This is a genomic window from Streptomyces sparsogenes subsp. cuspidosporus, from assembly GCF_039532705.1.
Classification (GTDB): Bacteria; Actinomycetota; Actinomycetes; order Streptomycetales; family Streptomycetaceae; genus Streptomyces; species Streptomyces sparsogenes.
This window is the reverse complement of record NZ_BAAASD010000005.1, coordinates 1-25,591: the sequence shown is the minus strand read 5'-3', so window position 1 is coordinate 25,591 and position 25,591 is coordinate 1. Positions and strand designations below refer to the sequence as shown.

The 25,591-nt window shown below is 70.7% G+C and carries 23 protein-coding genes; 10 read left to right on the top strand and 13 right to left on the bottom strand.

Annotated features, from left to right (window positions below; translation table 11 throughout):
- Positions 1-31: 31 nt before the first annotated feature.
- From ABFY07_RS07980 to ABFY07_RS07970, 3 genes are all read right to left on the bottom strand, one after another.
- Complete coding sequence (locus ABFY07_RS07980; RefSeq protein WP_346173771.1) at positions 32-3,178, bottom strand: alpha-N-acetylglucosaminidase; 3,147 nt, start codon at positions 3,176-3,178, stop codon at positions 32-34.
- 237 nt (positions 3,179-3,415) lie between these two features.
- On the bottom strand, positions 3,416-4,852 hold the full coding sequence (locus ABFY07_RS07975) for a hypothetical protein (RefSeq protein ID WP_346173770.1): 1,437 nt from the start codon (positions 4,850-4,852) through the stop codon (positions 3,416-3,418).
- A 103-nt stretch (positions 4,853-4,955) separates the two neighbouring features.
- Positions 4,956-5,987 carry a helix-turn-helix transcriptional regulator gene (locus tag ABFY07_RS07970; protein WP_346173769.1) on the bottom strand — a complete coding sequence of 344 codons (1,032 nt, stop codon included), beginning with the start codon at positions 5,985-5,987 and terminating at the stop codon, positions 4,956-4,958.
- 138 nt (positions 5,988-6,125) lie between these two features.
- Between ABFY07_RS07970 and ABFY07_RS07965 the strand changes: the two genes are divergently transcribed.
- Complete coding sequence (locus tag ABFY07_RS07965) at positions 6,126-6,521, top strand: RidA family protein (protein WP_346173768.1); 396 nt, start codon at positions 6,126-6,128, stop codon at positions 6,519-6,521.
- A 101-nt stretch (positions 6,522-6,622) separates the two neighbouring features.
- Here ABFY07_RS07965 and ABFY07_RS07960 read toward each other — a convergent pair whose 3' ends face one another.
- The 3 genes from ABFY07_RS07960 to ABFY07_RS07950 all read right to left on the bottom strand — a co-directional run bounded on the left by ABFY07_RS07960 (position 6,623) and on the right by ABFY07_RS07950 (position 8,467).
- On the bottom strand, positions 6,623-7,282 hold the full coding sequence (locus ABFY07_RS07960; RefSeq protein ID WP_346173767.1) for a response regulator transcription factor: 660 nt from the start codon (positions 7,280-7,282) through the stop codon (positions 6,623-6,625).
- Positions 7,283-7,370: 88 nt separating this feature from the next.
- A complete protein-coding gene (locus ABFY07_RS07955; RefSeq protein ID WP_346173766.1) occupies positions 7,371-7,571 on the bottom strand; it encodes a DUF397 domain-containing protein in 201 nt (66 codons plus the stop codon).
- Positions 7,572-7,582: 11 nt separating this feature from the next.
- Positions 7,583-8,467, bottom strand: a complete 885-nt coding sequence (locus ABFY07_RS07950) for a helix-turn-helix domain-containing protein (protein ID WP_346173765.1) — start codon at positions 8,465-8,467, stop codon at positions 7,583-7,585.
- A 131-nt stretch (positions 8,468-8,598) separates the two neighbouring features.
- Between ABFY07_RS07950 and ABFY07_RS07945 the strand changes: the two genes are divergently transcribed.
- From ABFY07_RS07945 to ABFY07_RS07935, 3 genes are all read left to right on the top strand, one after another.
- Complete coding sequence (locus tag ABFY07_RS07945) at positions 8,599-9,033, top strand: ATP-binding protein (RefSeq protein ID WP_346173764.1); 435 nt, start codon at positions 8,599-8,601, stop codon at positions 9,031-9,033.
- A gap of 22 nt (positions 9,034-9,055) precedes the next feature.
- Positions 9,056-9,391 (top strand): PIN domain nuclease, encoded by a 336-nt coding sequence (locus ABFY07_RS07940; RefSeq protein ID WP_346173763.1) that lies wholly within the window; start codon positions 9,056-9,058, stop codon positions 9,389-9,391.
- A gap of 118 nt (positions 9,392-9,509) precedes the next feature.
- On the top strand, positions 9,510-10,886 hold the full coding sequence (locus tag ABFY07_RS07935; RefSeq protein WP_346173762.1) for a PT domain-containing protein: 1,377 nt from the start codon (positions 9,510-9,512) through the stop codon (positions 10,884-10,886).
- 41 nt (positions 10,887-10,927) lie between these two features.
- Here ABFY07_RS07935 and ABFY07_RS07930 read toward each other — a convergent pair whose 3' ends face one another.
- The gene (locus ABFY07_RS07930; RefSeq protein WP_346173761.1) at positions 10,928-12,052 is read right to left on the bottom strand and encodes a hypothetical protein; all 1,125 of its coding nucleotides are present in this window, start codon (positions 12,050-12,052) and stop codon (positions 10,928-10,930) included.
- Between the two features lie 70 nt (positions 12,053-12,122).
- Positions 12,123-12,443 (bottom strand): hypothetical protein, encoded by a 321-nt coding sequence (locus ABFY07_RS07925; RefSeq protein ID WP_346173760.1) that lies wholly within the window; start codon positions 12,441-12,443, stop codon positions 12,123-12,125.
- A gap of 409 nt (positions 12,444-12,852) precedes the next feature.
- On the opposite strand from ABFY07_RS07925, the gene ABFY07_RS07920 reads away from it, so the two are divergent.
- Together ABFY07_RS07920 and ABFY07_RS07915 are read left to right on the top strand one after the other, a co-directional pair.
- Positions 12,853-13,794 carry a hypothetical protein gene (locus ABFY07_RS07920; RefSeq protein WP_346173759.1) on the top strand — a complete coding sequence of 314 codons (942 nt, stop codon included), beginning with the start codon at positions 12,853-12,855 and terminating at the stop codon, positions 13,792-13,794.
- A 409-nt stretch (positions 13,795-14,203) separates the two neighbouring features.
- A complete protein-coding gene (locus tag ABFY07_RS07915; protein WP_346173758.1) occupies positions 14,204-16,237 on the top strand; it encodes a DUF6571 family protein in 2,034 nt (677 codons plus the stop codon).
- Positions 16,238-16,262: 25 nt separating this feature from the next.
- Here the strand turns inward: ABFY07_RS07915 and ABFY07_RS07910 are convergent, their stop codons facing one another.
- From ABFY07_RS07910 to ABFY07_RS07900, 3 genes are all read right to left on the bottom strand, one after another.
- A complete protein-coding gene (locus ABFY07_RS07910) occupies positions 16,263-17,426 on the bottom strand; it encodes an ARPP-2 domain-containing protein (protein ID WP_346173757.1) in 1,164 nt (387 codons plus the stop codon).
- On the bottom strand, positions 17,423-18,847 hold the full coding sequence (locus ABFY07_RS07905; protein ID WP_346173756.1) for a hypothetical protein: 1,425 nt from the start codon (positions 18,845-18,847) through the stop codon (positions 17,423-17,425). Before ABFY07_RS07905 ends, ABFY07_RS07910 begins: the two co-directional genes overlap by 4 nt.
- Positions 18,848-19,082: 235 nt before the next feature.
- Positions 19,083-20,366 carry a sensor histidine kinase gene (locus ABFY07_RS07900; protein ID WP_346173755.1) on the bottom strand — a complete coding sequence of 428 codons (1,284 nt, stop codon included), beginning with the start codon at positions 20,364-20,366 and terminating at the stop codon, positions 19,083-19,085.
- 338 nt (positions 20,367-20,704) lie between these two features.
- Here ABFY07_RS07900 and ABFY07_RS07895 point away from each other — a divergent pair, with 338 nt between their 5' ends.
- Positions 20,705-22,918 carry an MMPL family transporter gene (locus ABFY07_RS07895; protein WP_346173754.1) on the top strand — a complete coding sequence of 738 codons (2,214 nt, stop codon included), beginning with the start codon at positions 20,705-20,707 and terminating at the stop codon, positions 22,916-22,918.
- A gap of 123 nt (positions 22,919-23,041) precedes the next feature.
- Here the strand turns inward: ABFY07_RS07895 and ABFY07_RS07890 are convergent, their stop codons facing one another.
- Positions 23,042-23,680, bottom strand: a complete 639-nt coding sequence (locus ABFY07_RS07890) for a winged helix-turn-helix domain-containing protein (RefSeq protein WP_346173753.1) — start codon at positions 23,678-23,680, stop codon at positions 23,042-23,044.
- Between the two features lie 106 nt (positions 23,681-23,786).
- Positions 23,787-23,918 carry a hypothetical protein gene (locus ABFY07_RS07885; protein ID WP_342673112.1) on the bottom strand — a complete coding sequence of 44 codons (132 nt, stop codon included), beginning with the start codon at positions 23,916-23,918 and terminating at the stop codon, positions 23,787-23,789.
- A gap of 119 nt (positions 23,919-24,037) precedes the next feature.
- Here ABFY07_RS07885 and ABFY07_RS07880 point away from each other — a divergent pair, with 119 nt between their 5' ends.
- From ABFY07_RS07880 to ABFY07_RS07870, 3 genes are all read left to right on the top strand, one after another.
- Positions 24,038-24,409: a 5-carboxymethyl-2-hydroxymuconate Delta-isomerase gene (locus tag ABFY07_RS07880; protein WP_346173752.1), complete on the top strand. Its 372-nt coding sequence runs from the start codon at positions 24,038-24,040 to the stop codon at positions 24,407-24,409.
- Between the two features lie 174 nt (positions 24,410-24,583).
- The gene (locus ABFY07_RS07875) at positions 24,584-25,024 is read left to right on the top strand and encodes an SPW repeat protein (RefSeq protein ID WP_065958672.1); all 441 of its coding nucleotides are present in this window, start codon (positions 24,584-24,586) and stop codon (positions 25,022-25,024) included.
- A gap of 245 nt (positions 25,025-25,269) precedes the next feature.
- On the top strand, positions 25,270-25,591 hold a 322-nt coding region (locus tag ABFY07_RS07870), incomplete at its 3' end, for a nitrilase-related carbon-nitrogen hydrolase (RefSeq protein ID WP_346173751.1).

The following is a 25,591-nucleotide window of genomic DNA, read 5'->3' as shown; positions in this document are numbered from 1 at the left end:
CCCGGCTCCGCGCCCGAGCGGGCCCGCGCGGTCAGCCGACGCGCCAGCCGCTGAACTCCACCGTGCCGCGCGCCACGTTCCCCCCGTGGGCCGCGCTCATGAAGATCCCGACGTCCTGCGCGGAACCGGCGCCGCCGGGCGCCGTCACCGTCCCCACCGCCCGCCAGGTCGCCCCGTCGTCGGTGGACAGCTCGCCCTTGTACGAGGCGGCGGCCACCCGCGTCAGCCGCAGCAGCACGGGCGCCTTGACGCCGGTGACGCGCTTGTACGCGTCCAGCGTGCCGTCCCCGTTGGTGTCGTACGACAGCACGACGCCGCTGGACGGGGTGACGGACAGGTTGACGAAGCCCAGGGAGCCCGCCGTCGCCAGGCTGTCGCGCGCGATGATGCCGGCCCGCGCCCACGCGCCCGTCGCGGCCTGGCTGTCCACCTTCACCGTCACGGCGGTGGAGACGGCCAGCGCCCCCTCCCGGTACACCGACCCGAACTCGGCCGTCGCCTTCCACAGGTCCCGCCCCGCGCCGTCGATCGCGAAGCGCTCGCCCAGCTGACCGAAGACCGCGCCGTTGTTGGTGACCGTCCTCAGGCCCGGATCCAGCGGCCCGGCCACCCACAGCGTGCCGGTGCGGTCCAGCCGCACCCGGTCCTCGCCGCGCGGCCCGAACTCGACCGCCAGCTCGTACGGCAGCGGCTTGAGCGGGTCCTTCAGCGGCTCGCCGGGCGCGGTGGCCCGCCAGTGGACCTCGCCGCTCTTCGCCGGGGCGATCGAGGGGAGCCAGGTGTCTCCCTGCGGCTTGGGGTCGAGGCCGGTCACGGTCAGGTCGAAGTCGACGCGGCCGGTGGCGCGCAGCCCGTTGAGGTTGCGCAGGGACGCGGCGATGTCGGCGGCGCCGCCGGGGGGCACCTGGGGCGGGGTGGTGGAGACGGTGGCCGCGCCCTGGTACGGGGCCTTGGCCAACGCTTCGTACACCCGCCGCGCGGTGCGGTGGGCGTCCGCCGTGGGCCGCACCGGGTAGCTCTTGCGCTCCCGCGTCCACGGCTCCTCGACCGCGAACCAGTCGAATTCGCGCGGCTCGCGCCCCTCGGCGAGCGCGTCCTCCAGCTCGTCCAGGTAGCTCTGCCACTGCGGCAGGTGGAAGTCGCCGATGAGGCCGTTCCAGTCGCGGTTGGCGTAGTTGGCGAGCTTGCCGGTGTCCGCCGTGACCCGGTCCGCCCAGGTGGTGATCAGGGCGCGGGCGGCGTGTTCGAGCTGGGCGGCCTCCGCCTCGCCGGACGCCATCCGCTTGGCGTCCTCCAGCCACGGCCCGAGCAGGAAGCCGCGGTGCGCGCCGGTCATGTCGTCGCTCAGCCGCATCAGCTTCAGCCACAGCCGGGCCAGCACCCGGAAGGTCGCGAGGTCCTTGCGGGCGTACGCGTCGTGCAGGTGGGGGATCAGGGTCCACGAGCGGTCGGCGAGCGCCTGGCGGGCCAGGTCGGTCAGGTCGTGGCGGTAGGCGTCGGAGTCGCGCAGCGCGGGGCGCACGGCCAGCAGCGCGGCGAAGGCGGCGTCGAAGTCCGGCAGGTCGAAGGCGGGCACGCGGGTGGCGTAGTTGGTGCCGGAGCGCGCGGTCACATCGGGGCGGGCGGAGAACACCGAGTCGTGCGGGCGGCCGTCGGAGCTGGTGATCTGGTACGCGGTGTCGCGCAGCGCCGCGTACGCCTCCCGGGCCCGGTCGTCCCGGCCGCCCAGCCGTACGTCCGCGTAGGTGCGGAACCACTCCTCGCGGTCCACCGCCTCGTCCCGCCACGCCAACTCGCTGAACAGCTCGAAGGCCGCCGGATCGCGCCCGACCGCCTCCGCCATGTAGGCGGTGCCGACCAGCTTGCTGCCCGGCTTGTCGCGCCACTGCGTGAACCGCCGCGCCCAGATGTGGGTCTTGGCGCCGATCGTGGTGCGGCCGCCGAAGTTGGGGATGGTGCCGAAGGCGTACGGCACCGAGCCCCAGTCCTTCTCCCGGTCGGTGATGGAGTCCAGGTCCGACAGGCCGTCCACCACCAGCATCCGGTCCCGGTCCACGGCGTCCAGCAGCTCCCGCCGGGGGTTGGCCTGCCAGCCGAGGATCACCCAGGTCGCGCCGGGCCGGGCGGTCCGCAGGGCGGTCTCCACGGCGCGGGCCGCGTCGGCCACGGGGACGTCCCCGGCGACGCCGCCCTCGTGCAGCAGGTCCATCTTGAACAGCTCGCAGGCGCCGAACAGCTCCTCCTGGTGGCGGTAGAACGCGGCGGCCACCTGCCGGAAGGACTCGGTGCGCGGGTCGAGCCAGTCGGGGCGCTCGAGCCCGTTCCAGGTGCCCTGCGGGACGGTGCGCGCGCCCGGGTTGCGCTCGGCGAACCCGTCCGGAACGGTCCCGAAGTAGCCGGGGAACACCGGCCGCATGCCCAGCTCGCGCAGCCGGCCGGCGATCTTCTGGCCCAGCTCGGTGCGCTTGGCCAGCAGCTCGGGGCTCACCGGCCCGCCGTACCCGCTCATGTTCTGGAGCAGCCACCAGGGCTGGTGGGAGGGCGCGGGCAGCCAGGCGCGCGCCTCCTCGTCCGAGTAGCCGAAGTCCTTGAGGAGGCGGTGGTAGACGGCCTCCTGGCCGGCGGTGACCAGCAGCTCGTTGCAGCCGTGCAGGGCCGCGACGTCGATCAGGTGCTCCCACTGCTCCCAGCCGGCGAACGGCGCGGTGTAGCCGTCGTGGGTGTCGTTGAACGCGAAGCGGTGGGGGAGCGCGGTCGACCGCTCGACGCGGCCCCGGGGCGCGGGGAGGGTCTTGGGCAGGTCGAGCTGGTCCCCGGCCCAGGTGATCAGAGCATGACAGGTGTACTTCAGATACCAGTGCACCCCGGTGAGCAGCACTGCCGGGCTGGTCCCCGCCACCTCGATCCGCCCCGGCTTCCCCGAGACCTCGAACCGCTCCTCGCCGCCATCGCTTTCCAGCGCCACCAGCCGGAACTGCCCGGCGTGCTCCGGCAGCAGCCGCTTCAGCGCGGCGCGCGCGGGCGCGGTGTCGAAGGCGGCGGTGGCGTCCTCCGCGTCCTCCGCGTCCTCCGCGCCCCCCACCCCCACGGCCGCCGCCGGGGACTGGCTCCCGATCGCGGCCCCGACGCCGAGTGCTCCGGCGGTTCCGATCAGCGTGCGTCTGCTCAGATCGCTCATGGTGCCCCCCAATGCCGCCCGGCCCGGGCCAACGGTCGTATGTCAACGGCACGTTAACGAGGGTGACGGTGCGGCAGCAATGGTGCGTACGGGGCATGATGCGTCGACGTGGACCACCGCTCGACCGACCACGTATCGAGCAACAGGTCAACGGCATCGGATAGGCCCGCCGGCCCAGCGACGCCAGCCGGCCCAGTGACAACGGGGCTGGCTCATGGGAAATCACCTGACGCGGAACTAGTCGGCGGCCAAGGCATCGTCCAGGAAGCGCATGTTCTGCCGGGCCCAGACGGCCATGTCGTTCCCCGGCGCGTATTGATAGTCCTTCGGAACAGAATTCAGATGCTCGCGCCACTTACCCGGGTTCTCTTGCACGCCGCCGCCATGGAACACCTGGGTCAGCATCACAGGGTCCTTCCGGATGGGGCGGTGCCCGGAATCGTCCGTCACCTTGGAGTAGGCGGCCATGATCGCGGCGATGTATTTGATGGACCCCTCGCTGCTGGCCAGGATCTGCTTCCGCTCGTCCAGTCCGGTGGCGGGCACATAGTTCCCGTACTTTCCGCCCTCGAGATCCGTTATGAGACTGCTGAGAAGGTGAACCTTGCCCGGTCCGACGGAATGTAAGCCAAATTTGGGGACAGTCGGAGGGATGTTGACGGCAATGGGACGCCGCCGGTTGTGCACGTTCTTCAGCGCCTCCCACGAGATGGCGGCGATGATGCCCCTCGGATCGATGTCCCACTTCCTGGCTTCCCGGAGGATGATGTCCTTGTGCAGCTCTATCCAGCTCAGCACGGCCAGTTCCTCGCGAGAGTAGCGCCTGCCGTCAGGGGCCACGCCATGGGGAGCCACGGACGGATAGGGAAGGTAGCCCGCGAACCACAGCTCGTAGGAGAGATGAGCCGGGCCGGACGGCGGCGCCACATCGGGCGGCCACCACGCCAAGAAGTTGCGGGCCGCCATCGGGTTGGCGCCAATACTCCTGAGGAATTCCGTCTTCTGGGCATCGCTCATGTAATGATCGTCCAGGCTCACGGCGCCGCGGAAGTCGGGCGCGGGCACCGAAACAATCCGTGCGACACTGTCGTGGACCTTCCTGTCCAGGAGGCCGGATGAGTAGGCCTGCACCAGAGCCGGAATTCCACCCAACGTCATGGCGGTCTCAATATGGCGCTTGTCCAGGTTATTGTAGAAACCGGCGTTGAAATAAGGGTCGTTGGCGTGCGGTGCGAGTAGCTTGACGATGTCGTTCACCTCGGCGGGCCGGGCGTTCATCAGGCGTTTGGCGAGATTGGCTCCCGCATTCATCTGCGCCTGGTGCGCACCCTGCAGAGCCCGCAGGGCATACTGCCGTTGCAGTCGCTGGAAAGCCGACTCGACCGCCTTCTCCGGAGCGCCGACCGGCGTTCCCGGTTTGCGGGCCGTCGGGCCATCGGCCTCCAGAAAGGCCTGGCCCACCGTCCTCACATCGCGATCCGTGTAGAACGCCGCCGCGATCTGCTTGGCCACAGCCGCGTCCAGCCCGCTGCACGGGATGGCCGCGTTGCGATCGAAAGCGCTCATCGCCGGCGCCAGCACCGTGCGAACCCAGCTCTGGAACTGCTCGGCGCCCCTGGTGCAGGCATCGGAGTACTTGAAGAGGTTTTCCGGAATCGCCGAGACCACGCGCATGCCCCCTGCCGCTTCGAGCCAGGTACTCGCACCAGCATTCTCCGGCCCGTAACTCTTGCCGCCGTTGACCGGGGGCGCACAGTTTTTGACCCTCCGTGCAACGCTAATCCCGCGCATGCCCCCGGTCGAGACAGGCCGGCACGGCCGGCACCCGGCGGTTGTCGTCGGACACTCCGTAGCGGGCGGCGATCGCGGCGGCGCGGTCGCGCAGGGAGGAGCGCAACCACTGCGGGGCCAGGGCTTCCGCGTCTGTGGCGAGCTGCCACAGCGCCCATTCGGCGTGTCGTGGATCCTGGAAGGTCACCTCCATCCGCAGCCGGCCGTCCGCGTCGGCCGCTTCGGCCAGGACGGCCAGCGCGGTCCCCGCCAGATCCTCCCGCCGCGCCGGGTCCACCCGTACCAGCACGGCGACTTGGTCGCCGCCGGTCCGGAACCGTGTGCTGTGTTCCTGCCAGGCCCGGTCCAGATCGACCCGGTCCGGTCGCTGTGCGGGTTCGTCGAGTTCCTCGGCGGCCAGCACCCGGGACAGCCGGTAGGTGCGGTCCGCGCCGGACCTCGTGGCCAGCAAGTAGCCCTGGTCGCGCACGGTGACCAGGCCGATCGGGTCCACCGTGCGCCACCTCGGGGGCCGGCCCACGGCCGCGTAGCGGATGCGCAGCCGGTGTCCGGCGAGCACGGCGCGCCGGACCTCGGACACGACGGTGTCGGGCACCTCGTCGGCGACCACGCGGCGCGAGAGGAGGTCGGTCTCCGGGTCGATGAGCAAGCGCTCGGCGACGCCCGCCGCCGTGTCCCGATGGCTTTCGGGCAGCGCGTCAACCACCTTGAGCATGGCCGAAGCGAGCGCCGAGCCGAGGCCGAACACCTGCGCGCCGCGCCGTGATCCGGCGACCAGCAGGGCGAGCGCCTCGTCGTGGTTCAGCCCGGTGAGCTCTGTCCGAAAACCGGGCAACAACGCGAAACCGCCGTTCCGGCCGCGTTCGGCGTAGACCGGGACCCCGGCTGCGGACAGCGCCTCCATGTCGCGCAGCACGGTGCGGGTGGACACCTCAAGCTCGCGGGCCAGTGTGGCCGCCGACAGCCGACCGCGCTGGCGCAGCAGCAGCACCAGCGAAACCAATCGGTCGGCGCGCATGCGAGAACACTACCGAGATACACGACACAAGGTGTCACGCTTTCGTTGCGAGGCTCTCAACAGCGTCTCGGGGCCGGGCGGTTGTCCGGCCGGCGGACGTACGTACTGTCGATGAACCGAATGGGAGCTGATGAGGCTATGGAGCGCACGACGGTCAACCCGTGGGCGTGGTCGGCCGAGCTGGGGTACAACCAGGGTGAGGTCGTCTCGGGGCACACCCGGACCCTGTACTGCGCCGGGCAGACCGCGATGAGCGGCGACGGCAAGCCCCAGCATGACGGTGACATGGCCGCGCAGTTGGCGCTGAGCCTCGACAACCTGGAGGCCGTCCTCGGCGAGGCCAGCATGTCCCTGGCGAACCTCGTGCGGCTCAACGTCTACACCACCGATGTCGATCTGCTCTTCCAGCACTACGGCGTGCTGGCATCGCGGCTGGGCGCCGCCGGGGTGGCGCCGACCACCACGATGCTCGGGGTGACACGGCTGGCGATCCCCACCCTGATGGTCGAGCTGGAGGGGACCGCCGTCGCGTGACGCGACCTCGCCGCCCCCGCTGCTCGTGCCGGTTCGACCGGCACGAGCAGCGGGGGCGCCGACGGTCGGCGCGCAACTTCTGTCCTGCCGCCGGCCGGTGGCTAGTCCCGCGTATGCCCCCGGTCGAGATAGGCCAGCACGGCCAGCACCCGGCGGTTGTCGTCGTCGGACGGCGGCAGGCCGAGCTTCCCGAAGATGTTCGAGGTGTGCTTGGCGACCGCCCGCTCGGTGACGAAGAGCTGCGTGGCGATGGCCGCGTTCGACCGCCCCTGCGCCATCAGCTCCATCACCTCCCGCTCGCGCGGTGTCAGCTTCCCCATGGGCTTGTCCTGCGCCCGCCGGTTCAGCAACTGCGAGATCACCTGCGGATCCATCGCCGTACCGCCCGCCGCCACCCGCCGCACCGCGTCGATGAACTGGTCGGCGTCGAAGACCCGGTCCTTGAGCAGATACCCGACCCCGCCGCTGCCGTCGGCCAGCAGCTCCCGCGCGTACAGCTGCTCCACATGCTGCGACAGCACCAACACCGGCAACCCCGGCCGCGCCCGCCGCGCGGCCAGCGCGCACTGCAACCCCTCGTCCGTGAACGACGGCGGCAGCCGCACGTCCACGACGGCGACGTCCGGCTTCAGCTCGGCGAGCGCGCGGCTCAGGTCGGGCCCGGTGTCCACGGCCGCTGCGATCTCGAAGTCGTAGGCCTCCAGCAGCCTGACCAGACCGTCCCGCAGCAGGAACAGGTCTTCGGCGAGGACAACGCGCACGGCGGCTCCAAGACTTCGTCGGGCCCCTGGGGTCAGGGACTTGGCCCAGTCGGACCCGAATGTACCGCCGTGAGGGGGAGGGCGGTGATCAGCCGCCCGGGCGGTCGAGGGCGCCGGTCTTTATGGCGCGGAGGAGGGAGCGGAGGGCGGTGGGGGTGGTGGCTATGACGGTGTCGGGGTCGTCGCTCTCCCGGAGGTGGGGGGTGCCGGTGGGGTCTGTGGCGACCTCAACACAGTTGACGGCTCCTCCCTCGCTGAAGCTTGACTTCCGCCATATCAGCCGCGACATCGACGCCTCTCCTAGAGCAGGGGATACAGGATGCGCTGGATCAGCCCCAGCGAGTCCTTGGCGATGCGTGTCTCCGGTGCCGCCGTGGCGTCGATGGGAGCCAGCGCCATGGCTTCCAACCTAGCGAAGTGCTCGTCGTACCTGGCGATGGAGGCCGGGTCTTCCAGGTACAGCGTCTGCTCGACGTGTGAGACGAGCGTCATGCTCAGGTCCGCCACGCGCGGTTCGATCATCAGGAAGCCGGTCCCGAAGGCGATGGGGCCGTCGAACGGCAGGACCTGCAGAGTCACGTTCGGCAGCCGGGACGCTTCGACCAGCCGCAGCAACTGCGCGCGCATGAGTTCTTGGTCTCCCATGGAGGGGCGCAGCGCGGCCTCGTGGATGATCGCGTGGAACCGGGGAGCGTTCTCGCCGGTAAGGATCTTCTGCCGAAGCATCCGGAACTCGACGGCCGTCTCTTGCTCTTCGGCGGAGAGCCGTGCGTACCCGTCCCGATGGACGGCCGCCGCATACTCACGCGTCTGCAGCAGGCCCGGGATGAACATCGGCTCGTAGTTCCTGAGACGCACCGCCGCGGCCTCCGACTCGGCGAGGTCGAGGTAAGGCTGTCGCAGACGCTTACGGAACCCGCTCCACCACCCCTTGCCGGACGACTGCTCCATCTCGATCAGAGCTTCGATAAAGGTGGCATCACTGACACCTGACTCGGCCGCCAGTGCCCGGAGCCGCTCGACACCGATTGTGGTGCGTCCGGCTTCGATGTGGCTCAACTGCGGCTGCTTCATGCCGAGCCGCCCCGCCATCTCGTACGAGGACAGGCCACTCCGCTCGCGCATGCGACGCAGCTCCGCCCCCAGGCGCCGCTGCCGGTATGTCGGGCTGCTTCTGAGTCCCACGGTTCTCCCTTCCCTCGGGCCAGTCCACTGTGCAACCACACATCGACGCAAGAAGGTTGCAGTGATAGCACCTGTAAGTCTACGGTGAGTGTGGCGCCAGTCACGCAAGGTACTCAACTGGAGGCTGCCACATGCGCACGCCCGAAAAGCCTTGGTCCTACGGACTGTTCATCCCGCACGACCCCCGCGCGGTGGGCGTCGTACGGGCCACCATCCGCCACATCCTCAAATCGGCCCGCCTCGACTGCCTCATGGACACCGCCGAACTCCTCGTCTCCGAGCTGACGACGAACGCCCTGCGCAACACCGCCACCGACTCCTACGTCAGCATGGACTGGCAGCCGGCGCCCCCGGACTTCCGCGTCACCGTGTGGGACTCGGGCGCCGCTCTGCCGCAGCCCGTGGAGGCCGGGGCCGACGACGAGGGCGGGCGGGGGCTGGCGCTCGTGGAGTCGTGCTCGGACGACTGGGGCGTGGTCGACTACACCGACAAGGACGCGGGCGTCACCGGCAAGGCGGTGTGGTTCGCGCTGGCGCCGCCGAAGGCCGAGGAGCGACACGGCTGAGCGTATGAGGCGGCTTCCGTGCGTGGGGCAGCCCGGTGGAGGGGGCTGCCCCACGCGCCCGGAGGAGATTCTCTACTCCGCTCGCAATGACACGGAGGCCGAAAAGCTGCGCTACTGGCTGTCCGGCTTCGACTACCTCCCTTGCCCGGACGAGGTACGGGGCCGCGCCAAGGATGTCCAGGCCCGAGCGATCCGTAAAGGAAACCACCGCGCGTTGTCGATGCCGGATCTGCTGATCGCGGCGACGGCTGAGCGGCATGCGGCCGTCGTGCTGCACTACGACGAGGACTACGAGCAGATCGCCGCGATCACCGGGCAGCCCCATCGGTGGGTCGTGCCCGCCGGTGACGCCGACTGACTCGGGGGGAACCGTTCAGCCGGATTCCGCGTGATGTCCTGACGTGCCACTGGCTGATGGTGGGCGATCGAAGGGGGAGCCGGTGCGGGGTCGGATGCGGGCTTTGGCGGGTGTGGCGGTGTCGCTCTCCGTGGCGCTGGTGGCGTGCGGGCCGGAGAAGGAGAAGGAGTACACGGGGGCGGAGCCTTCGCAGGGGACCGCGGCCGACGCCGCGCGGTTCGCGCCGCTGGTGCGGCTCGCCAAGGGGGAGACGCTGGAGCCGATGGACGCCACGCACTTCATCGAGCGTTCCGCGCTGCGTTTCGACCACGACGGCATGTGCCGTGACGAGGGGCCGGTGGCCGATCCGGCGGACCCGCGGCGGTTGGGGAGTGCGGAGAATCCCTACCAGCACGCGGACATCGAACCGGGGAAGGCGTCGTCCAAGCCGGTGTCCTGCCCGGGGCACGGGGAGCGGTGGCGTACCTCGACCGAGCCCGATGGCGGCTTCTACCTCGCCCCGCCGAAGGAGGTGCGCGAGGGCGAGGGTACCGGCGCGCCGGTCTACTGGGAGTACCACAAGCACAAGACCGACCCGGCGCGCGGGGCGTATGTGTACTGGTTCTTCTACGCCTACAACAACCTGCTCGGGGGCAACAGGCACGAGGGCGACTGGGAGCGCGTCGCGGTGCAACTGCGCGACGGCAAGCCGGAGGCGATGACGTTCGCGAAGCACGGCGGCGATCCGTGCAGCGTGAAGTGGTCGGACCTGGACCCGCAGGGCGGGCATCCGACGGTGTACTCGGCGCGTGGTTCCCACGGTTCCTACCCGACCACGGGCTACCACCGGGCGAAGATCGCGCTCGACCGCACCTCGAAGGGCGCGGAGTGGCACACATGGGACAACATCCGCCCCGTCAAGGGTGAACCGTGGTGGGGGTACGCCGGGTGGTGGGGTTCGCAGCAGCATGTGAACGGCTTCAACGGGCCGATCGGCCCGTACCCGAAGCGTCTGCTGCCTGGCATCTTCACCAGCGACAGCTGTGGGCCCGCCGACGAGAAGCCGACGAGCCCGCCCCAGGACCAGCCCACGGAGCAGCCCTCGGACCAGCCCACGGAGCAGCCCTCGGACCAGCCCTCGGAGCGGCCCTCGGACCAGGGCGCGCCCAGGACGAAGGAGGGGGCGATCCGGCGGTACGAGGAGTACCTGCACGCCGTGGGCCGGGAGGACATCAAGACCGTCTGCGATGTGGGCGGGCCCGCCGCGAAGAAGGCGGAGGACGAGGGGTTCGGCCCCTGCACGTCCACGTTCCTGGTCACGTTCCAGATGATCTCGCCCACGCAGAAGAAGGCTCTGCAGACCGCGACGGTCGACCCGCGGAAGGTCGTCGTACGAACCCCCGACAAGTTCGACATTCCGGCCGCGGCGGTCAGGGCCTCCGTCACCTTCTCCGAAAGTGAGATCGGCACCTCCACCCTGGAATACCTGAAGGACAACTGGTACATCACCGACTGAAGCCCGCCAGAGACCGGCGCCGCGTCGGGTGATGTTTCGGCCTACCCCGGCGCGGTCCTCTCCCCGGTGCGGCCGCGTACGTCGAAGTCGTGGGCCTTGCCCGTGGTGTTGAGGTGGGCGATATCGGCCTGCTCCATGGTGATCAGGCCGCCCACGCCCGAGACGTTCCTGCGGTGCTCGCTGGGAATGCCCCAGTCGTATCGCTTCTGGACCTCGACGTGGTAGGTGATCCGCCCGTCACGCTTCTCCCCGACCGTGCGGTACTGGAAGTGATTGAGCGCGTAATACCAGTCGAGGCTTTTGCCGCCGTCCGACAGCCGAGGCGCGGTCGTCGTCCAGGGGGTGGTGAACTTGCCGTCCGGCCCCTGACGTACCCCATCGAGAGTCCCATCGACATCGTGCTGGAACTGTGGGATGTCGGCGAGCATCGTGGCGGGGTCGATCTGATACGGCTCACCGTTGCCGCGCAGGTAGTGGCCGAGGAGCGCTGAGGCGTTGGTCCAGCCCTTGCCGTCCCGCATGCCCGCTTCGACGACTTCCAGCTTCTGGTACGTCCACCAGTCACCCAGCCCCGGATCGGTGATGCCGTACTTCCGGTTCTCCGTCTCGAAGTTCTCCGGCGTACCGAAGATGACCTTGAGATCGCGGGCCAGTTCACCGTCGATCTCGGTGGCGGCGGACAGCTCCGCCTTGATCTTCTCCTCGAGTTGCGCTGCCTTGCTGTTCCGCTCGGCGATGTGCTTCTTGTCGGCGGGTGACAGCGGTCCGGGCGCGCGTACCTCCGCCCATCGGACCTCGCCTGTATCGGTCACCGTCATGCCGGCGTTCAGGGCCTGCTGCCGCAGTTCCGCCACCATCCGCTGATGCCCTTCCAGGCCCTTGACCCCGCCGCGCCCGCTCGCCCCGTCGGCCGTCTGGTCGAGGTATCTGCGCAGGCTTCGTACCTCCGCGTCGAACGCGTCGATATCGAGCAGAATCCGGTCGCAGTAACTTTGCGCGGCTCTTCCGCCCTCGCCGATCCAGTGGTCGTGTTGCAGCGCGAGGACCACGTCGTCGTGGAACTCGGTCCGAGCTGTTTGGATCTTGTGGTGGATGGCGGCCCAGTTGTCCGCCAGGGCTTCGAACGCGGTGACGTCGAGGTGCATCAGTTGCGATATGGTGATCACCGGATACCGTTCCCCCAACTCGGCATGGAGCGACTGGCAGTGTGCCGGCCGTGGTGGGCCACGGCTCCGCTCAGTCGCGGACCTGTCGGAACTCACGCTCACGGTCGTGTTCGATGCGGTTGAACTCCCCCGCGCTCATCCGGAAGCTGTCGGCTGCGGTCCCCAGGCGTTGCCGCACAAAGCCATTGAGCTTCTTCCAGCGCCCCTCCATGTCATCGATGCTGTCCACGAAACTCCAGCCGGGTGCTGCCCTGCCCAGCGAGTCGAAGGCTTCCTTGGCGGGTCCCAGAAGCCGCCACAAGACCTCGCACGCGGTGTCACAGTCCTTCGCCCGGCTTTCCAGCCACTGCGGAGAGACCTGGAGATCCGGTGGGTTGCCCCACGGCGGCACGGGATGCGGGGGAGGGTTGTGGGTGGGCGAGGGTGTCGGCTGCGGGCTCGACCGGGTCCCCTCGGAAGTGGGCGGGGGCGGAGGTAAGCCAGGCGTCGGCGACGGGACGGACATCGCGGCGTGTCCCTTCGGTAGTGAACCCATGTCGGCAGAAACGGCTACGGCCGCTTGGCCGGATGGGGCGCTTCGGTGACGGTGGGGCTTGTCCAATCGTCCCATCCGGGCTTCGGACTGTCATTGACCCTGAGCGCGCTGTTGTTGGCCTGCCGCGCAAGCCGGCGGTGGCTGACATGGCGGCACGAGGAACCGCCCCGCGGTGAGTGGAACCCCATGCATCACTTGTCGCGTCCAGGTCTGTGACCCCTGATCAGGGGTCAGGGTCAGGGTCAAGGGGAAGGGGCCACAGCCTGTGAGTCACAACCAGCCGCCACCGGGGCCGTATGGGACGCCTCCGGGCACCCCGCCCGGTCCGCCGCCCGGTCCGCCGTCGCAGGGCGGCCCGAATCCGTACGGGCAGGGGGCGCCGGGCCCGTACGGGCAGGGGGCGCCGGGCCCGTACGCGCAGGGGGCGCCGGGGCCGTACGCGCAGGGCGGCGCCCCGTACGCCGCCCCGCAGCCGCCGCAGCCGGGCTACGGCTACCCGCAGCAGCCCCAGATGCCGCCGGGCTATCCGCCCGGCATGCCGCCGGCCCCGCCGGGCGGCGGGGGCAAGGGCAAGACGACGGGTCTGGTGATCGGCGCCGTGGTGGTGGTCGCCGCGATCGTCGGGGGCGTCCTGCTGTTCCGCGGGGCGAGCGACGACGAGCTGACGGATGACGGGAAGGACTACAGGCTCACCGTGCCCTCGACCGTGCTCGGTGAATACACGAGTGATTCGGGGGACAGCACCTCGCAGCGGCTGGACGGCGAGGCGGCGCGGGACTTCGGGCTGACGAAGGGCATGGGCCTGGAGGTGGAGTGGGCCACCCCCGGTGACGCGAAGAAGATCCAGATGCTGGGCGCCTATGGGACCGTGCCGGATCCGGAGAAGTCCGTCGACTCCTTCTTCAGCAAATTGAAGAAGAAGAGCGAGACGGCGGGCAGCGAGGACAGCGATGTCGTCGTGGTGGGCAGCCCGGAGCGCAAGTCGCCCGCGGGCTTCGAGAACGGCGTCATGAAGTGCCAGATCATCAGGCCGAAGGAGGAGCCGAGCCCCGACGAGCCCAGCTCGCTGGCGCTGTGCGTGTGGGCCGACTACGACACGGTGGCCCTGGTGATCCCCCGGGAGGGAGCGAGGGATCTGACGCTCGACGAGTCCGCCCAGACCGCCGCCAATCTCCGTAAGGAGGTGAGGGTCGAAGTTCCGAAATGACCGGTGTCGTCCGCGGGTTGCGTGCGAGACGGACCTGCGGGCCGTGAGGCGAGTCACAAAACCCCCTGGCTGTCCGACCTGTTTTCCCTTTCTTTGTGAAGGTTTTCTTGCCGTATTATGAAAACGGTCTCGGGGGGGTCTCGCGGCCCCCGGCCAGGGGTACTGTCACGGTTGGCCGACGTACCCGTTTCATTTTCTATTGATGGCCAGCCATGGGGGAATTGTGCTTACGTACCACCAGGTCATGACAGTCGACCTGTCTTTCCTGGAGACCGCAGCGAAGCAATGGACGGAGGCTGCGAAGCAGTTCTCCGAAGTCCAGAAGGCATATCAGCAGCAAGTAAAGACGGCCGCGACCGACGGCACTTGGACCGGCGTGGCGAATGGCCTCGGGCAGATTCAGGTGGGCATGACGGATGAGCAATTCACCGCCGCCCAGACGGAGGCAAAGGCAATCGCCTCGATTCTCCGGGACGCGCACACCCAGTTGAAGGACCTGCACGGGAAGGTGAAGTCCGCGGTCGCGGACGCGGTGAAGGCCGGGATGAAGGTCTCGGAGGACGGGAGAGCGAGTTACGACTTCTCGAAGGTCAGCAAGGACGATGCCTTCACCATCAAGCACGACCCGGACCTGCACGCCACTGAGCTGTCATGGACTGAACACATCGCGGCCGCGGTCAAGGCGGTCGACGACGCCGACCAGGGCGTGAAGGTCGCGCTCCAGGCGGCCGTGCGGGACTCCAACCTCATCGACGGCATCGACAACGGGTTCAACGCCAAGGCCGAGGGCGACATCGAGAAGGTCGAGGCCGAGGAGGCCAAGGACCTCTCGACCAAGCTCAACTCCGGCGAGAAGCTCAGCGCCAAGGAGATGGCCGAGTACCAGCGGCTGTTCCGGGACAACCAGGACGACAAGACGTTCAGCCAGACCTTCCTGGCCGGCATGGGCCCCAAGGGCACCATCGAGCTGGCCAACAAGTACTTCGACCTGGCCAAGGGCGACGACAAGGAGAACTTCCGCGCCCTTGAGAAGGGCCTGGCCACCACCCTGGCCACCGCCACCAAGTCCCCCTCCGACCCCTTCTACGACACGTGGCGGGAGGGCCTCAAAAAGGCGGGCGTCGAGAAGTACGACCTGGACGCGGTGGACAACAAGATCCCGGTGGGCACCGGTCAGGGCCAGGGGGCCCGTGGCTACCAGAGCCTGGTGACCCTCATGAAGCAGGGCCGCGGGTATTCCTCCCAGTTCCTCTCCGACCTGACCGACGACATGATCGCGGCGGAGCGGAAGGACAAGGACATCTGGGACCTCTACGGGGAGTTCAGCGGCAAGGACGACGGCTGGTTCGCCAACGACCCCGTCGACGGCGCCCTCGACATCATGAGCCATGACCCCAAGACGGCCACCGGGTATCTCGACCCGAAGGCGGACGGCGGCAACGACCGGCTGAAGTACCTGCTGCAGGACCGCGACTGGGACCTCAAGAACACCACCAACTGGCGCGGCAACATCGAGACCGTGGGCGACGACGCCTCCGACGCGGATGTGCGCGGCGGGTTCGGCCGGGCCCTGGAGGCGGCCGCCACCGGCAATGTGCCGGGCACCGACCACCCGCTGGGCGGACACACCGAGGCCGAGGCGCGGGTCATGCACGACACCATCAAGCTGCTCAACAAGGACTGGAAGGGCGACGAGATGCCCGCCGGCCTGCGCTCGCCCCTGGGCCACATGCTGATGGACTACACCCCCGACACCCACGAGATCCTGTCCCGCACCAACGAGAACTACAAGATCCACGCCGATGGCGGCGGGGTGTGGAGCGACGACGGCACGGTCCGCATGGCCGTGTCGCCCGAGGAGCTGTCGCGCATCATGCGCGGCGTCGCGGAGGATCCCAACGCGTACGCCGGAATGTACGCCGCGGAGCGGCAGTACGCGGCGGAGACGCTGGCCCGGACCGACTTCAAGAATCCGAACGACCGCACCGCCGCCATCAACGCGGCCTCCTCCACCTTCGGCTTCTACGACGGGGTCACCTCCGACATCCTCTTCGACAAGAGGGACAAGGCGGTGCAGTGGGCCACGGATGTCCGGACGGCCAGCTTCCTGATGACCGGAGGGGCGCTCAACTTCGTGCCGGACAAGCCCCTCGGGGGGCATCTGCCGGTCGCCGCCGACATCGCGGGCTCCCTCCTTTACTACGGCATGTACGAGTGGGGCAAGGACTACGCCGCCCAGGCCAACGCGTCGGCGGCGCTGGACAACATGAAGGTCTTCGACGTGGGCCAGCGGCAGGTGGACTCCCTCGTCGTGGGGTGGACCCACCAGCACGGTGAGGACGCCGACAGCGGCCTCACCAGGACCCTTGTCGGCTCCGGCCAGGAGCGCCACGACAGCGCGCGCCGGGAGGCGCTCCAGGCCCTGGGGCGGCCCGGGGTCTAGCCTCGGGCATCAGGGCATCAGGGCATCAGGGTGCCGCGCGGCGGGCCGCCGCGCGGTACCGGTCGCGTATGTCCTGACGCAGCAGCGCGCCGAACCCCGCGTGCTCCATGCGGGAGGCGAGCTGGTCGCAGCTCACGCCCAGCGCGCCGGCGGCCGCCTCCAGGCGCCAGTCGTGGGCGGCGAGCACGGTGAGCAGATGGCCGCGGCGTATCTGGGCCTCCGAGAGGCGGAAGGTCTTCAGATACGCCAGCCGGCCGTCCTGGTGGGTGATGGTCTCGCCGATGTGCTGCTCGGTGTTGCGGTGGAAGGGCGGCAGGAAACGGGACAGGGTGAAGGGCCCCATCGCGCGGACGCGCTGGAAGGCGTACGACGCGTCGAGCAGCCCGCCCGCCATGGTGCGGTCGTGGAACGCGGCCCACTCCCGCCGCTGCCGGGCGGCCTCGGCCCGCAGGTCGGCCAGCGAGCTCACCGCGCCGTCGCGCAGCCGGGCCCGGAACTCCGGGACCGGGCCGTGCAGCGTGGCGTAGTGGTGCACCAGCTCCCCGAACAGGTCAAGGACCAGCGAGGAGTGCAGGGCGCGGTAGTCGTCGGGGTGCGGCACCACGAAGGCGGCGGCGAGCGCGTCGGCCGCGTAGACCATGACCCCGCACTGGCCGGGGTGGATCTCGAACACCCGCAGCGCGTCGCGCAGCCCCTCCACCTCGGCCCCGGCGTACGCCTGCTCGACGCGCGGGGAGAGGCCATGGGCCACCGCCCGGCGGGACCACTCCTCCCAGACCACGTCGGGGCCGCCGAAGTGCAGCGCCAGATAGCCCTCCAGGGCCAGGTGCAGGGGCAGGAAGCGCACCCGGTTCCGGTCGGCGCGGCGGGCCATCCGGCGATGGAAGCGGAGCGGGACGCACGCGGGGCGCTCCCCGCCCGCGCCCGGCCGCAGCTGGGTGCCGTAGGAGGACGCGGGGGTGCCGTCGCCGGTCCAGGTCGCGACGAAGCCGTGCGGGATGTAGGAGCAGTACGCGGTGCGCCGGTCCAGTTCCACGGCGGCGAAGTCGTCCCCGTAGAGCCGGTCGTCCAGCCGCAGGTCGGCGATCGGCTCCTCGCGCACCAGCGGCACCAGGCGGACGGCGCCCCACACCTGGGAGGGCAGCGCGGTCAGGCCCGCGAGCTCCACGGGCGCCTCTTCCTCACTCACCGTTCCTCCCGCAAGAAGCCGCGCACGCGGGCGTCCACATGCGCCCACAGATCGGCCGCCTGGGTGCGGCCCTGCGTGAACTGGGCCAGCTCCACCAGGGCCGGGAGGTCCTCCGCGTCCCGCACCCCGACGGTGGGCACCTCGCGCGCCAGCCGCCGCACGTCGAAGTCCTCCGCCTCGTACACCGGGTTGAGGTGGACCACGCTGGTGCGGCCCTCCGCGTCCAGCCGGGCGCGCCACACCCGCAGCACCTCGCCGGCCAGGCCGGGCGGCGCGTTGTCGAAGCCGTCGGAGACGATCACCAGCCGGTCCGGGCGGTGCTCCAGCGCGTCCAGGACGCGGGCGCCCAGCGGCGTCGGCCCGTACGGATACGCCAGCAGCGCGTCCGTGCGGCCGGACAGCCACAGCGGGATCCACTCGCCGGCCAGCGCCTCCAGCAGGAAGTGGCAGCCAAGCGCCACCGCCAGCGGCCGGCGCCGCTTCTGCCCCGAGCCGAGGGTCGAGAAGCTGTCGTCCAGCACGGCGGCCACCCGCCCCCAGCTGCCCGCGCGGGGGCCCGCGGTGCGCCGCGCTGCCGCCCGCAGCGCGGCGGTCAGCTCCTCGCGGCGGCGGGCCCGGTCGTCCAGGGGGAGGGCCAGGACATAACTCGCCAGCCGGGTCAGCGGCAGGGCGGCGAGGTCGCCGGCCACCCCGTCCACCCGGTGGTCCCGGGCCGACTCCCGCAGCCGCAGCCGCTCCAGCCGGGTCAGGCGCGGGGCGATCCGCTCCAGGAACGCGGCCCGGTCGATGCCGTGCGCCGCCGCGAATCCCTCGGCGACGGTGTACGGCAGCTCGTACAGCGCGCTGTGGCTGTAGTGGGCGCGGCGCCACGCGTCGAACAGGGGGGTGGTGAAGCCGGCCCGGCGGGTGTGGGGCTCGAAGAGGAAGTCGCCCAGCTCGCCGTCGAGCCGCAGATGCGCGTGGCGGGCGGCGGCCTTGACCCCGGAGCGGTACTTGACCGCGTCGAGCGCCGGATCGGGCCGGGCGGCCAGCCAGTCCCGCGTGATGGCCCGGGTGCGGCGGTTGTTGACCCCGGCCCGGCGCAGCTCGCGGAAGAGCCGGTACACCCGCTGCGGCGGAAGCAGGGCCAGCCGCCTGGCGATCAGCGGCCCCTCGGCGCTGCGCTGCGCGGGCGTCGCCTCGGACGCGGTCTCCAGCAGCCCGCGCACGATCCGCGCCGCGTTGTGGTGGTTGATGTCCAGGGCGAGCGTCGCCGCGTACAGCTCACGGTAGTTGCCGAGCACATACGCGTGGAGGAAGTCCAGCGACATGCGCTGCTCCTCGGCCCGGGAACGGAATTCCCGCTGTCCGGTGGAGGTGATCGCCGCGTTCACGAACAGCAGCAGGTCCTCGGCCGCCACGAGATCGGCGTAGCTCTCCAACGTGCGTCTCCTGCTTCGGTCTCCTGCGCCGGTCTCCTGCGTCGTTTTCCTGCTTCGGTCTTCCGGCGGCGCGGCAGGCGGGGGTCGGCCGGGGAATGGGGGCACGAACTGCGAATCATCGCTTCACAGGCGGGTTCCGGAAGTCGCGCCGGAGTCCCGCGGCCGACCCCAGCACGCTAGCACCGGCGTACGACGGTCCGCCCCCGGGTTTCCCGGGGCCTCGGGCAGGCAGCTCTCAGCCGGTGGGGCGAGCGACGGAGAGCTCGCAGGGTATCTCGATCGTCACCATCGTCGGCCCGCCGACCGGGCTGCTGATGGCCAGCACCCCGTCGAAGGCGCCCAGCCGCCGCCGCAGCCCGCTCAGCCCGGAGCCCTCCGAGGGGGCCGCCCCGCCCTTCCCGTCGTCGGTCACCGCGATGCGCAGGGAGCCGGCGCCGTCGTCGTGGTGGATGTCGACCCACACCCGCTGGGCGCCGGAGTGCTTCGCCGCGTTCGTCAACAGCTCGCTGATCGCGAAGTACGCCGCCGACTCGATCGGCTCCGCGGCCCGGCCCGGAAGGTCCGCGTCCACCTCCACGGACAGCGGCATCCGCAGCGCCAGGGCCCGCACGGCGTCGCCCAGGCCGCGCTCGGCCAGCACCGGCGGATGGATGCCGCGGACCAGGTCGCGCAGCTCGGCCAGGGCCTCCGCGGAGCTGGCGCGGGCCGCCGCCAGCAACTCCTTGGCCTTGGCCGGGTCCTTCTCGACCAGCGCCTCCACCGCGCCGAGGCTCATGCCCATGGCGACCAGACGGGCCTGCGCGCCGTCGTGCAGATCCCGCTCGATGCGGCGCAGCTCGGCGGCGGAGGTGTCGACCGCGTCGTGCCGGGTCTCGGTGAGGTGCCGGACCCGCTCGGCGAGCGCCATCCCCGGCGTGGGGGCGAGAAAGGCCCGGCCCAGCAGGAAGTGGGCCCGCAGCAGCAGGGGGGAGGCGAAGACGCCCAGGACCAGGAAGCCGCTGCCCAGCAGGGCGGCGAGATTCGCGGTGGACTGGGAGGAGATGGGGATGAACGCGTACCAGTAGCCGCCGGCGGCGTGCACGATCGGCTTCCAGGTGCCCAGCGCCAGCGTCCAGCCCTCGAGACCGAACGGAATGAAGGCGAAGGCCAGCAGAGCGGTGACGAACCCGGCGGTCATGTCGACGGCCAGCCACCACAGATCCCGCCAGGTCGCCGGGTCCTTCAGCAGCAGCGAGCACTGTTCCACCAGGCCCACCAGCCCGCCGCGCCGGTCGGGAGGCAGGGCGCGGTAGGGCAGCGGGACCTGCACCCCGGACCAGCGGGCGGCCAGCAGGCGCCTGTGGTTGGCGTGGGCCCGCACCGCGCCGAGCACGGGCGGGGTGGTGAGCACCCCCACGCCCAGCGGGAGCAGGGCGAGGGACAACACCGCGAGCACGAACAGTGTGATGGACCCGGCGAGCGAGACGTTCGCGAGCCCCAGCCCCCGGGCGGTGGCCAGCAGCGCGCTGCGAATCTTCATCGGACGATCCCCCTGACGCCTGCGCGGGACCCGCTCCGGGCCCGCGCCCCGACCGGGAGGGGCCGGTCCCCCCGGCTCCCACGCTCCCAGTCTGGCGGACCCCGCCCGCCCGGTCACTCGGCCCTGCCCCCGTCCCGGGGTATACCTAGCCCCACCCCCGGGACTCTCCTTTTGCCTCCCCGAATGGGGGGCTTGTGCGGCTGGGGCGCGAGCCCGCCGTTTTCTAGCGTCGATGACGTGACCTCAACGGTCCGTTCAGTCCGTTCAGTCCTGCCGGTTCCGTCACCGGTTCCGCCGTCGGTTCCACGCAGGACTCACACCTCCCCGGGGGAGACGCCATGAGCGCAACGAGGCGGGGCCTCGCCGTACGACTCGGCGGGTGGAGCACCCGACACCGCAAGACCGCGATCATCGGGTGGCTGCTGTTCGTCGTGGTCGTCGCCGTCATCGGCGGCATGTCCGGCATCAATGAGATGACCAACTCCCAGAACGGGAGCGGCGACTCGGCGAGCGCCGAGAAGGTCCTGGAGGACGCCGGGCTCAAACCCCCCGCCGGCGAGATGGTGATGCTGCGCAGCGCCGAGCCGGACGGCTGGCGGGCCGCCGCGGGCGACCTCGCGTCGCGGCTGGAGAAGAGCGGCGAGACGGAGCGGGTCCAGCGCCCGGTGCGCTCCGAGAGCGGCCGGGAGGGGCTGATCGGCTTCGAGATGAAGGGGGACCCGGACACCGCGGGCGACCGGATGCAGCCGGTGCTCGACGCGGTGAAGGAGACCGAGGCGCGCCATGAGGGCGTCAAGCTGTACGAGTTCGGCGACGCGACCTTCGCGCACAGCCTGAACGACATGCTCTCCGGCGACATGAAGACCGCGGAGATGACGGCCGTCCCCCTGGCGCTGGGCATCCTCCTCGTCGTCTTCGGCGCCCTGGTCGCCGCGCTGCTGCCGGTCTTCCTCGCGCTGACCGCCTGCGTCGGCACCTTCGGCCTGCTCGCGCTGGCCAGCCACGAACTGCCGATGTACTCCAGCACCAACTCCGTGATGTTCCTGGTCGGCCTGGCCGTCGGCGTCGACTACTGCCTGTTCTACCTGCGGCGTGAGCGCGACGAGCGGGCCGCCGGCCGGGACGCCCAGAGCGCGCTGCGCATCGCCGCGCAGACCAGCGGCCGGGCGGTGCTGATCTCCGGTGTCACGGTCATGCTGGCCATGTCGGGCATGTTCCTGTCCGGCCTGCTGCTCTTCAAGGGCTTCGCGGTGGCCACCATCCTGGTCGTCCTCACCGCCATGCTCGGCTCGGTGACCGTGCTGCCCGCGATGCTGTCCTGGCTCGGCGACCGGGTCGACGCCGGGCGCGTGCCGCTGCTGAACCGCCGCCGCAGGAAGGGCGTGCACGCCAGCGGCGGCATCTCCGGCCGGATGATGAAGCCGGTGCTGGCCAAGCCGGGCCTGTTCGCGGTCCTGGCGGGCGCGCTGCTGCTGGCTCTGTGCGCCCCCGCGCTGGGGATGAAGACCGAACAGCTCGGCATGGAGAAGCAGTTCGGCTCGGACTCGAAGCTGACGGTGGCCTTCAAGGAGATCACCGAGTCCTTCCCCGGTGGCCCCGCCCCGGCCGAGGTGGTCCTGCGGTCCGACGACGTGTCCTCGCCCCGCTTCCAGGGCGCGGTCGCCGACTTCCGGCGGAAGCTCGCCGCCTCGGGCGAGTTCGGCAAGAACGTCGAGGTCCAGCTGCACCAGAAGGAGGGCGTGGCGCGCATCGAGGTGCCGCTGGCCGGAAACGGTGCCAACGCCGCCTCCAAGCACGCCCTGCACACCCTGAAGGAGGACATCGTCCCGCAGGTCCTCGGCCCGGTGTCCGAGAAGGCCTACGTGGGCGGGGAGCTGGCCTCCAGCATCGACTTCAACGACCAGCTGAAGAGCGACATCGCGCCGGTGTTCCTCTTCATCGCCGCCGTCACCTTCCTGCTGATGCTGGTGTGCTTCCGGTCGCTGCCGATCGCCATCGCGTCGATCCTGCTCAACCTGCTGTCCGTCGGCGCCGCGTACGGCACCATGACCGCCGTCTTCCAGCACGGCTGGGGCGCGGAGACGCTGGGCATGGAGCCGGCCGGGGCGATCGAGGGCTGGATGCCGCTGTTCGTCCTGGTGATCCTCTTCGGTCTCTCGATGGACTACCACGTCTTCGTGGTCTCCCGGATCCGTGAGGCCCACGACCGGGGCCTGGCCACCCGGGACGCGATCCGCGAGGGCATCCGGTCCACGGCGGGCTCGGTCACCGGAGCGGCCGCCATCATGGTCGCGGTGTTCGCGGTCTTCGCCCTGCTGCGGATGCAGGACATGCAGCAGATGGGCGTCGGCCTCGCGGTCGCGGTGCTGGTGGACGCCACGCTGGTCCGGATGGTGCTGCTGCCCTCGGTGATGGCGCTGCTCGGGGAGCGCAACTGGTACCTGCCGAAGGCGCTGGCCTGGCTGCCGAGCCTCAACCACGGCGAGCAGGACGCGGAGCTGCCGCCCCTGCCCCAGGAGCGGCCGACGGCGTCCGCCGGTCACCGGGGCTGAGGCCGAGGCGGGCCGCGGTACGTCCCCCCGGCCGGCCCGCCGCGCCGGATCAGGCCCTCCAAGGGCCCGACCCGGCGCGGCGGGCGTTGTCGTGTGCTGTGTCCGGGGCCCGCCCGGCGAACGTCAGGCCGTCGGTACGTACTTGTAGCCGACCCGGCGGACCGTCACGATCGTCCCGCGGTGCTCGGCGCCCATCTTCCGCCGCAGCCGGGCCACATGGACGTCCACGGTCCGGCCGTCGCCGACGTGTCCGTACCCCCACACCGTGGTCACCAGCTGGTCGCGGGTGTGCACCCGGTGGGGGTGCGCCACCAGGTGGGCCAGCAACTCGAACTCCAGGTACGTCAGGTCGAGCAGCCGCCCGGCCACATGGGCGGTGCGCTGCTCGGGATCGATCCGGACCAGCTCGTCGCCCGTCCCGGGCGCCCCGCGCCTCGTCTCGCCCGCGCCCGCCCCGGCGGCGGCCGTGGTGGCGGGAGCGGCGGGCGGCGCGAACGCGTCGGGGGCCACCCGATCGGCCGGGACGAGCACCAGGTAACCGACCATCGGCGGCTGCCCGGGCAGCGCGGGCAGCGTGTGGGCGGGGGCGGGCAGCCAGGTGGCGCCGGAGTGCAGCAGCTCGGCGACCGGCGGGACCTCGTCGGGCGCCACGGCTCGCAGCCGCTGCCGGTTCGGATGGGGGTGGCGGCCGGACGCGGCGGCCGGGGAGCCGGAGGTGGCGGCGGAGACGGCGGAGGAGGACAGGCTACGGACGTTCGTCATGGGTTCGGCTCTTTCGCGCTTGAGGGGCGACGGATGGACGTCGAGCGCGCGGGCTGGGCCGCCGGGAGATCACCCGGGAGCAGGGCGGCTGAGCGGACGAGCGGCGTCAGCGGCCGAGCGAGCGGGCCCGCGCATACGAAGCGCGGCAACACTCGCGGTCGAAGTGGTGCGCCTGCCGGGACGGCCAGAACGGCTCGAGGTCGAGAGGACCCGTCGCGGCGTCAGGGAGGCTGGCCATGCCCCTATTGAAGCAGACGAGCGGCCCGCCGCGCTCGCCGCGCCGGCCGGGTGCGACGATGCCCACGCAACCGGACCCGCGAGCGCAGCCCGCCCCGATCCCGTGAGGAGCGCATTCCCATGCCGCACATCGTCGTCGAGTACTCCGACACCCTGGCCGAGGCCTTCGACCGGCGCGCTTTCGGCCTCGCCCTGCACCCGGTCGTGGCCAAGACCGTCGACACCACGGTGGACGCCTGCAAGACCCGCTTCCGCCGGCTCGACGAGGCCGTCATCGCCGACGGCGCCCCGCACCACGCCATCGTTCACATCGAGGCCGCGATCCTGTCCGGCCGGGACGCGGAGAACAAGCAGGCGCTGACCGCCGCCGTGCTGGAGGTCGCGCGCGCCCACCTGGCGCCCGTGCCCGGGCTGGCCGTGCAGATCACCGTCAATGTGACCGACCTCGACCGCGCCTGGTACGCGAAGCACGCCGAGGTCCACCCCTCCTGACGTGCGCCGGGCCGCGCAGCTCCCGGGCGCGGCCCCGCCCTTCCCGCCGAAACAGCCCTCCTTCCCGTCGAACCAGACATCTACCTATAAACCGAGGCGAGGCGCACAATGGTGGTGCGGCACAGCGCCGCACTGCGCGGTCAGACTTGCATGGATCGAAGGAGGCGAGTCGTAATGGCCGACGTCTCACGCCACAGGAGTGATATCACGCGCCACCCCGACGTGACCGAGATGCGCGAGCGTTACGCACGGATGCTCGGCGCGCGGGATGTCGTCTTCGTCGACGGGCCGGTGCTCCTGGCCGGTCTCTACTTCGCCATCTCTCCCTGGGTGGTCCACTTCTCGGGCGCCCGCCCGGACCTCACGGTCAACAACCTCATCCTGGGCATCTGCGTGGCTCTGCTGGGCATCGGACTGACCACGGCGCCGCGCCGGATGTACAGCCTGTGCTGGGCGATGTCCGCGATCGGTGTGTGGATGATCATCTCTCCCTGGGTGGTCACACGGTTCCCCGACGCGGGAATCATCTGGAACAACGTCGTCGTCGGTGCCGTCACCTGCGTGCTCGGCCTGGTGGCGGCTGGGGTGTTGATGCGTACCGGCAGGGAGGCGTAGGCGTGAAGTGAGGAAGGCCGCCGGCCGCACGACCCCCTCCGGGGCGTGCGGCCGGCGGCTTTTCCACGGCCGGCGCACGGCTGACGGTCGGCCAGTTCCCGCCCGGGCCGGCGAGTGATGTCCCGTGGCGTCCCCGGGACACGGCCGAGATGTTCCGGGCCGCACAATGAGCGCACCCCCGGGGCGTCACGTACACACCCGTAGGGACTCTTCGAGGCAACGTCCAGGGAATGAGGCAGACCGTCATGCGTATCGCACTGAGCCAGATCGTCAGCGGCCCGCGCCCGGAGCGGAACCTTGCCGTCCTGCGCGAGCAGGCACACCGCGCGGCGGCGGCCGACGCCCGTCTGATCGTCTTCCCCGAGGCCGCCATGGCCTGCTTCGGCACCCCGCTGGCGCCCCTGGCCGAGCCGCTGGACGGCCCGTGGGCCACCGAGGTGCGGCAGATCGCCGAGGACGCCGGCCTGGTGGTGGTGGCCGGCATGTTCACCCCGGCGCCCGACGGCCGGGTGACCAACACCCTGCTGGCCACCGGGCCCGGGGTGGAGACCTCGTACGACAAGATCC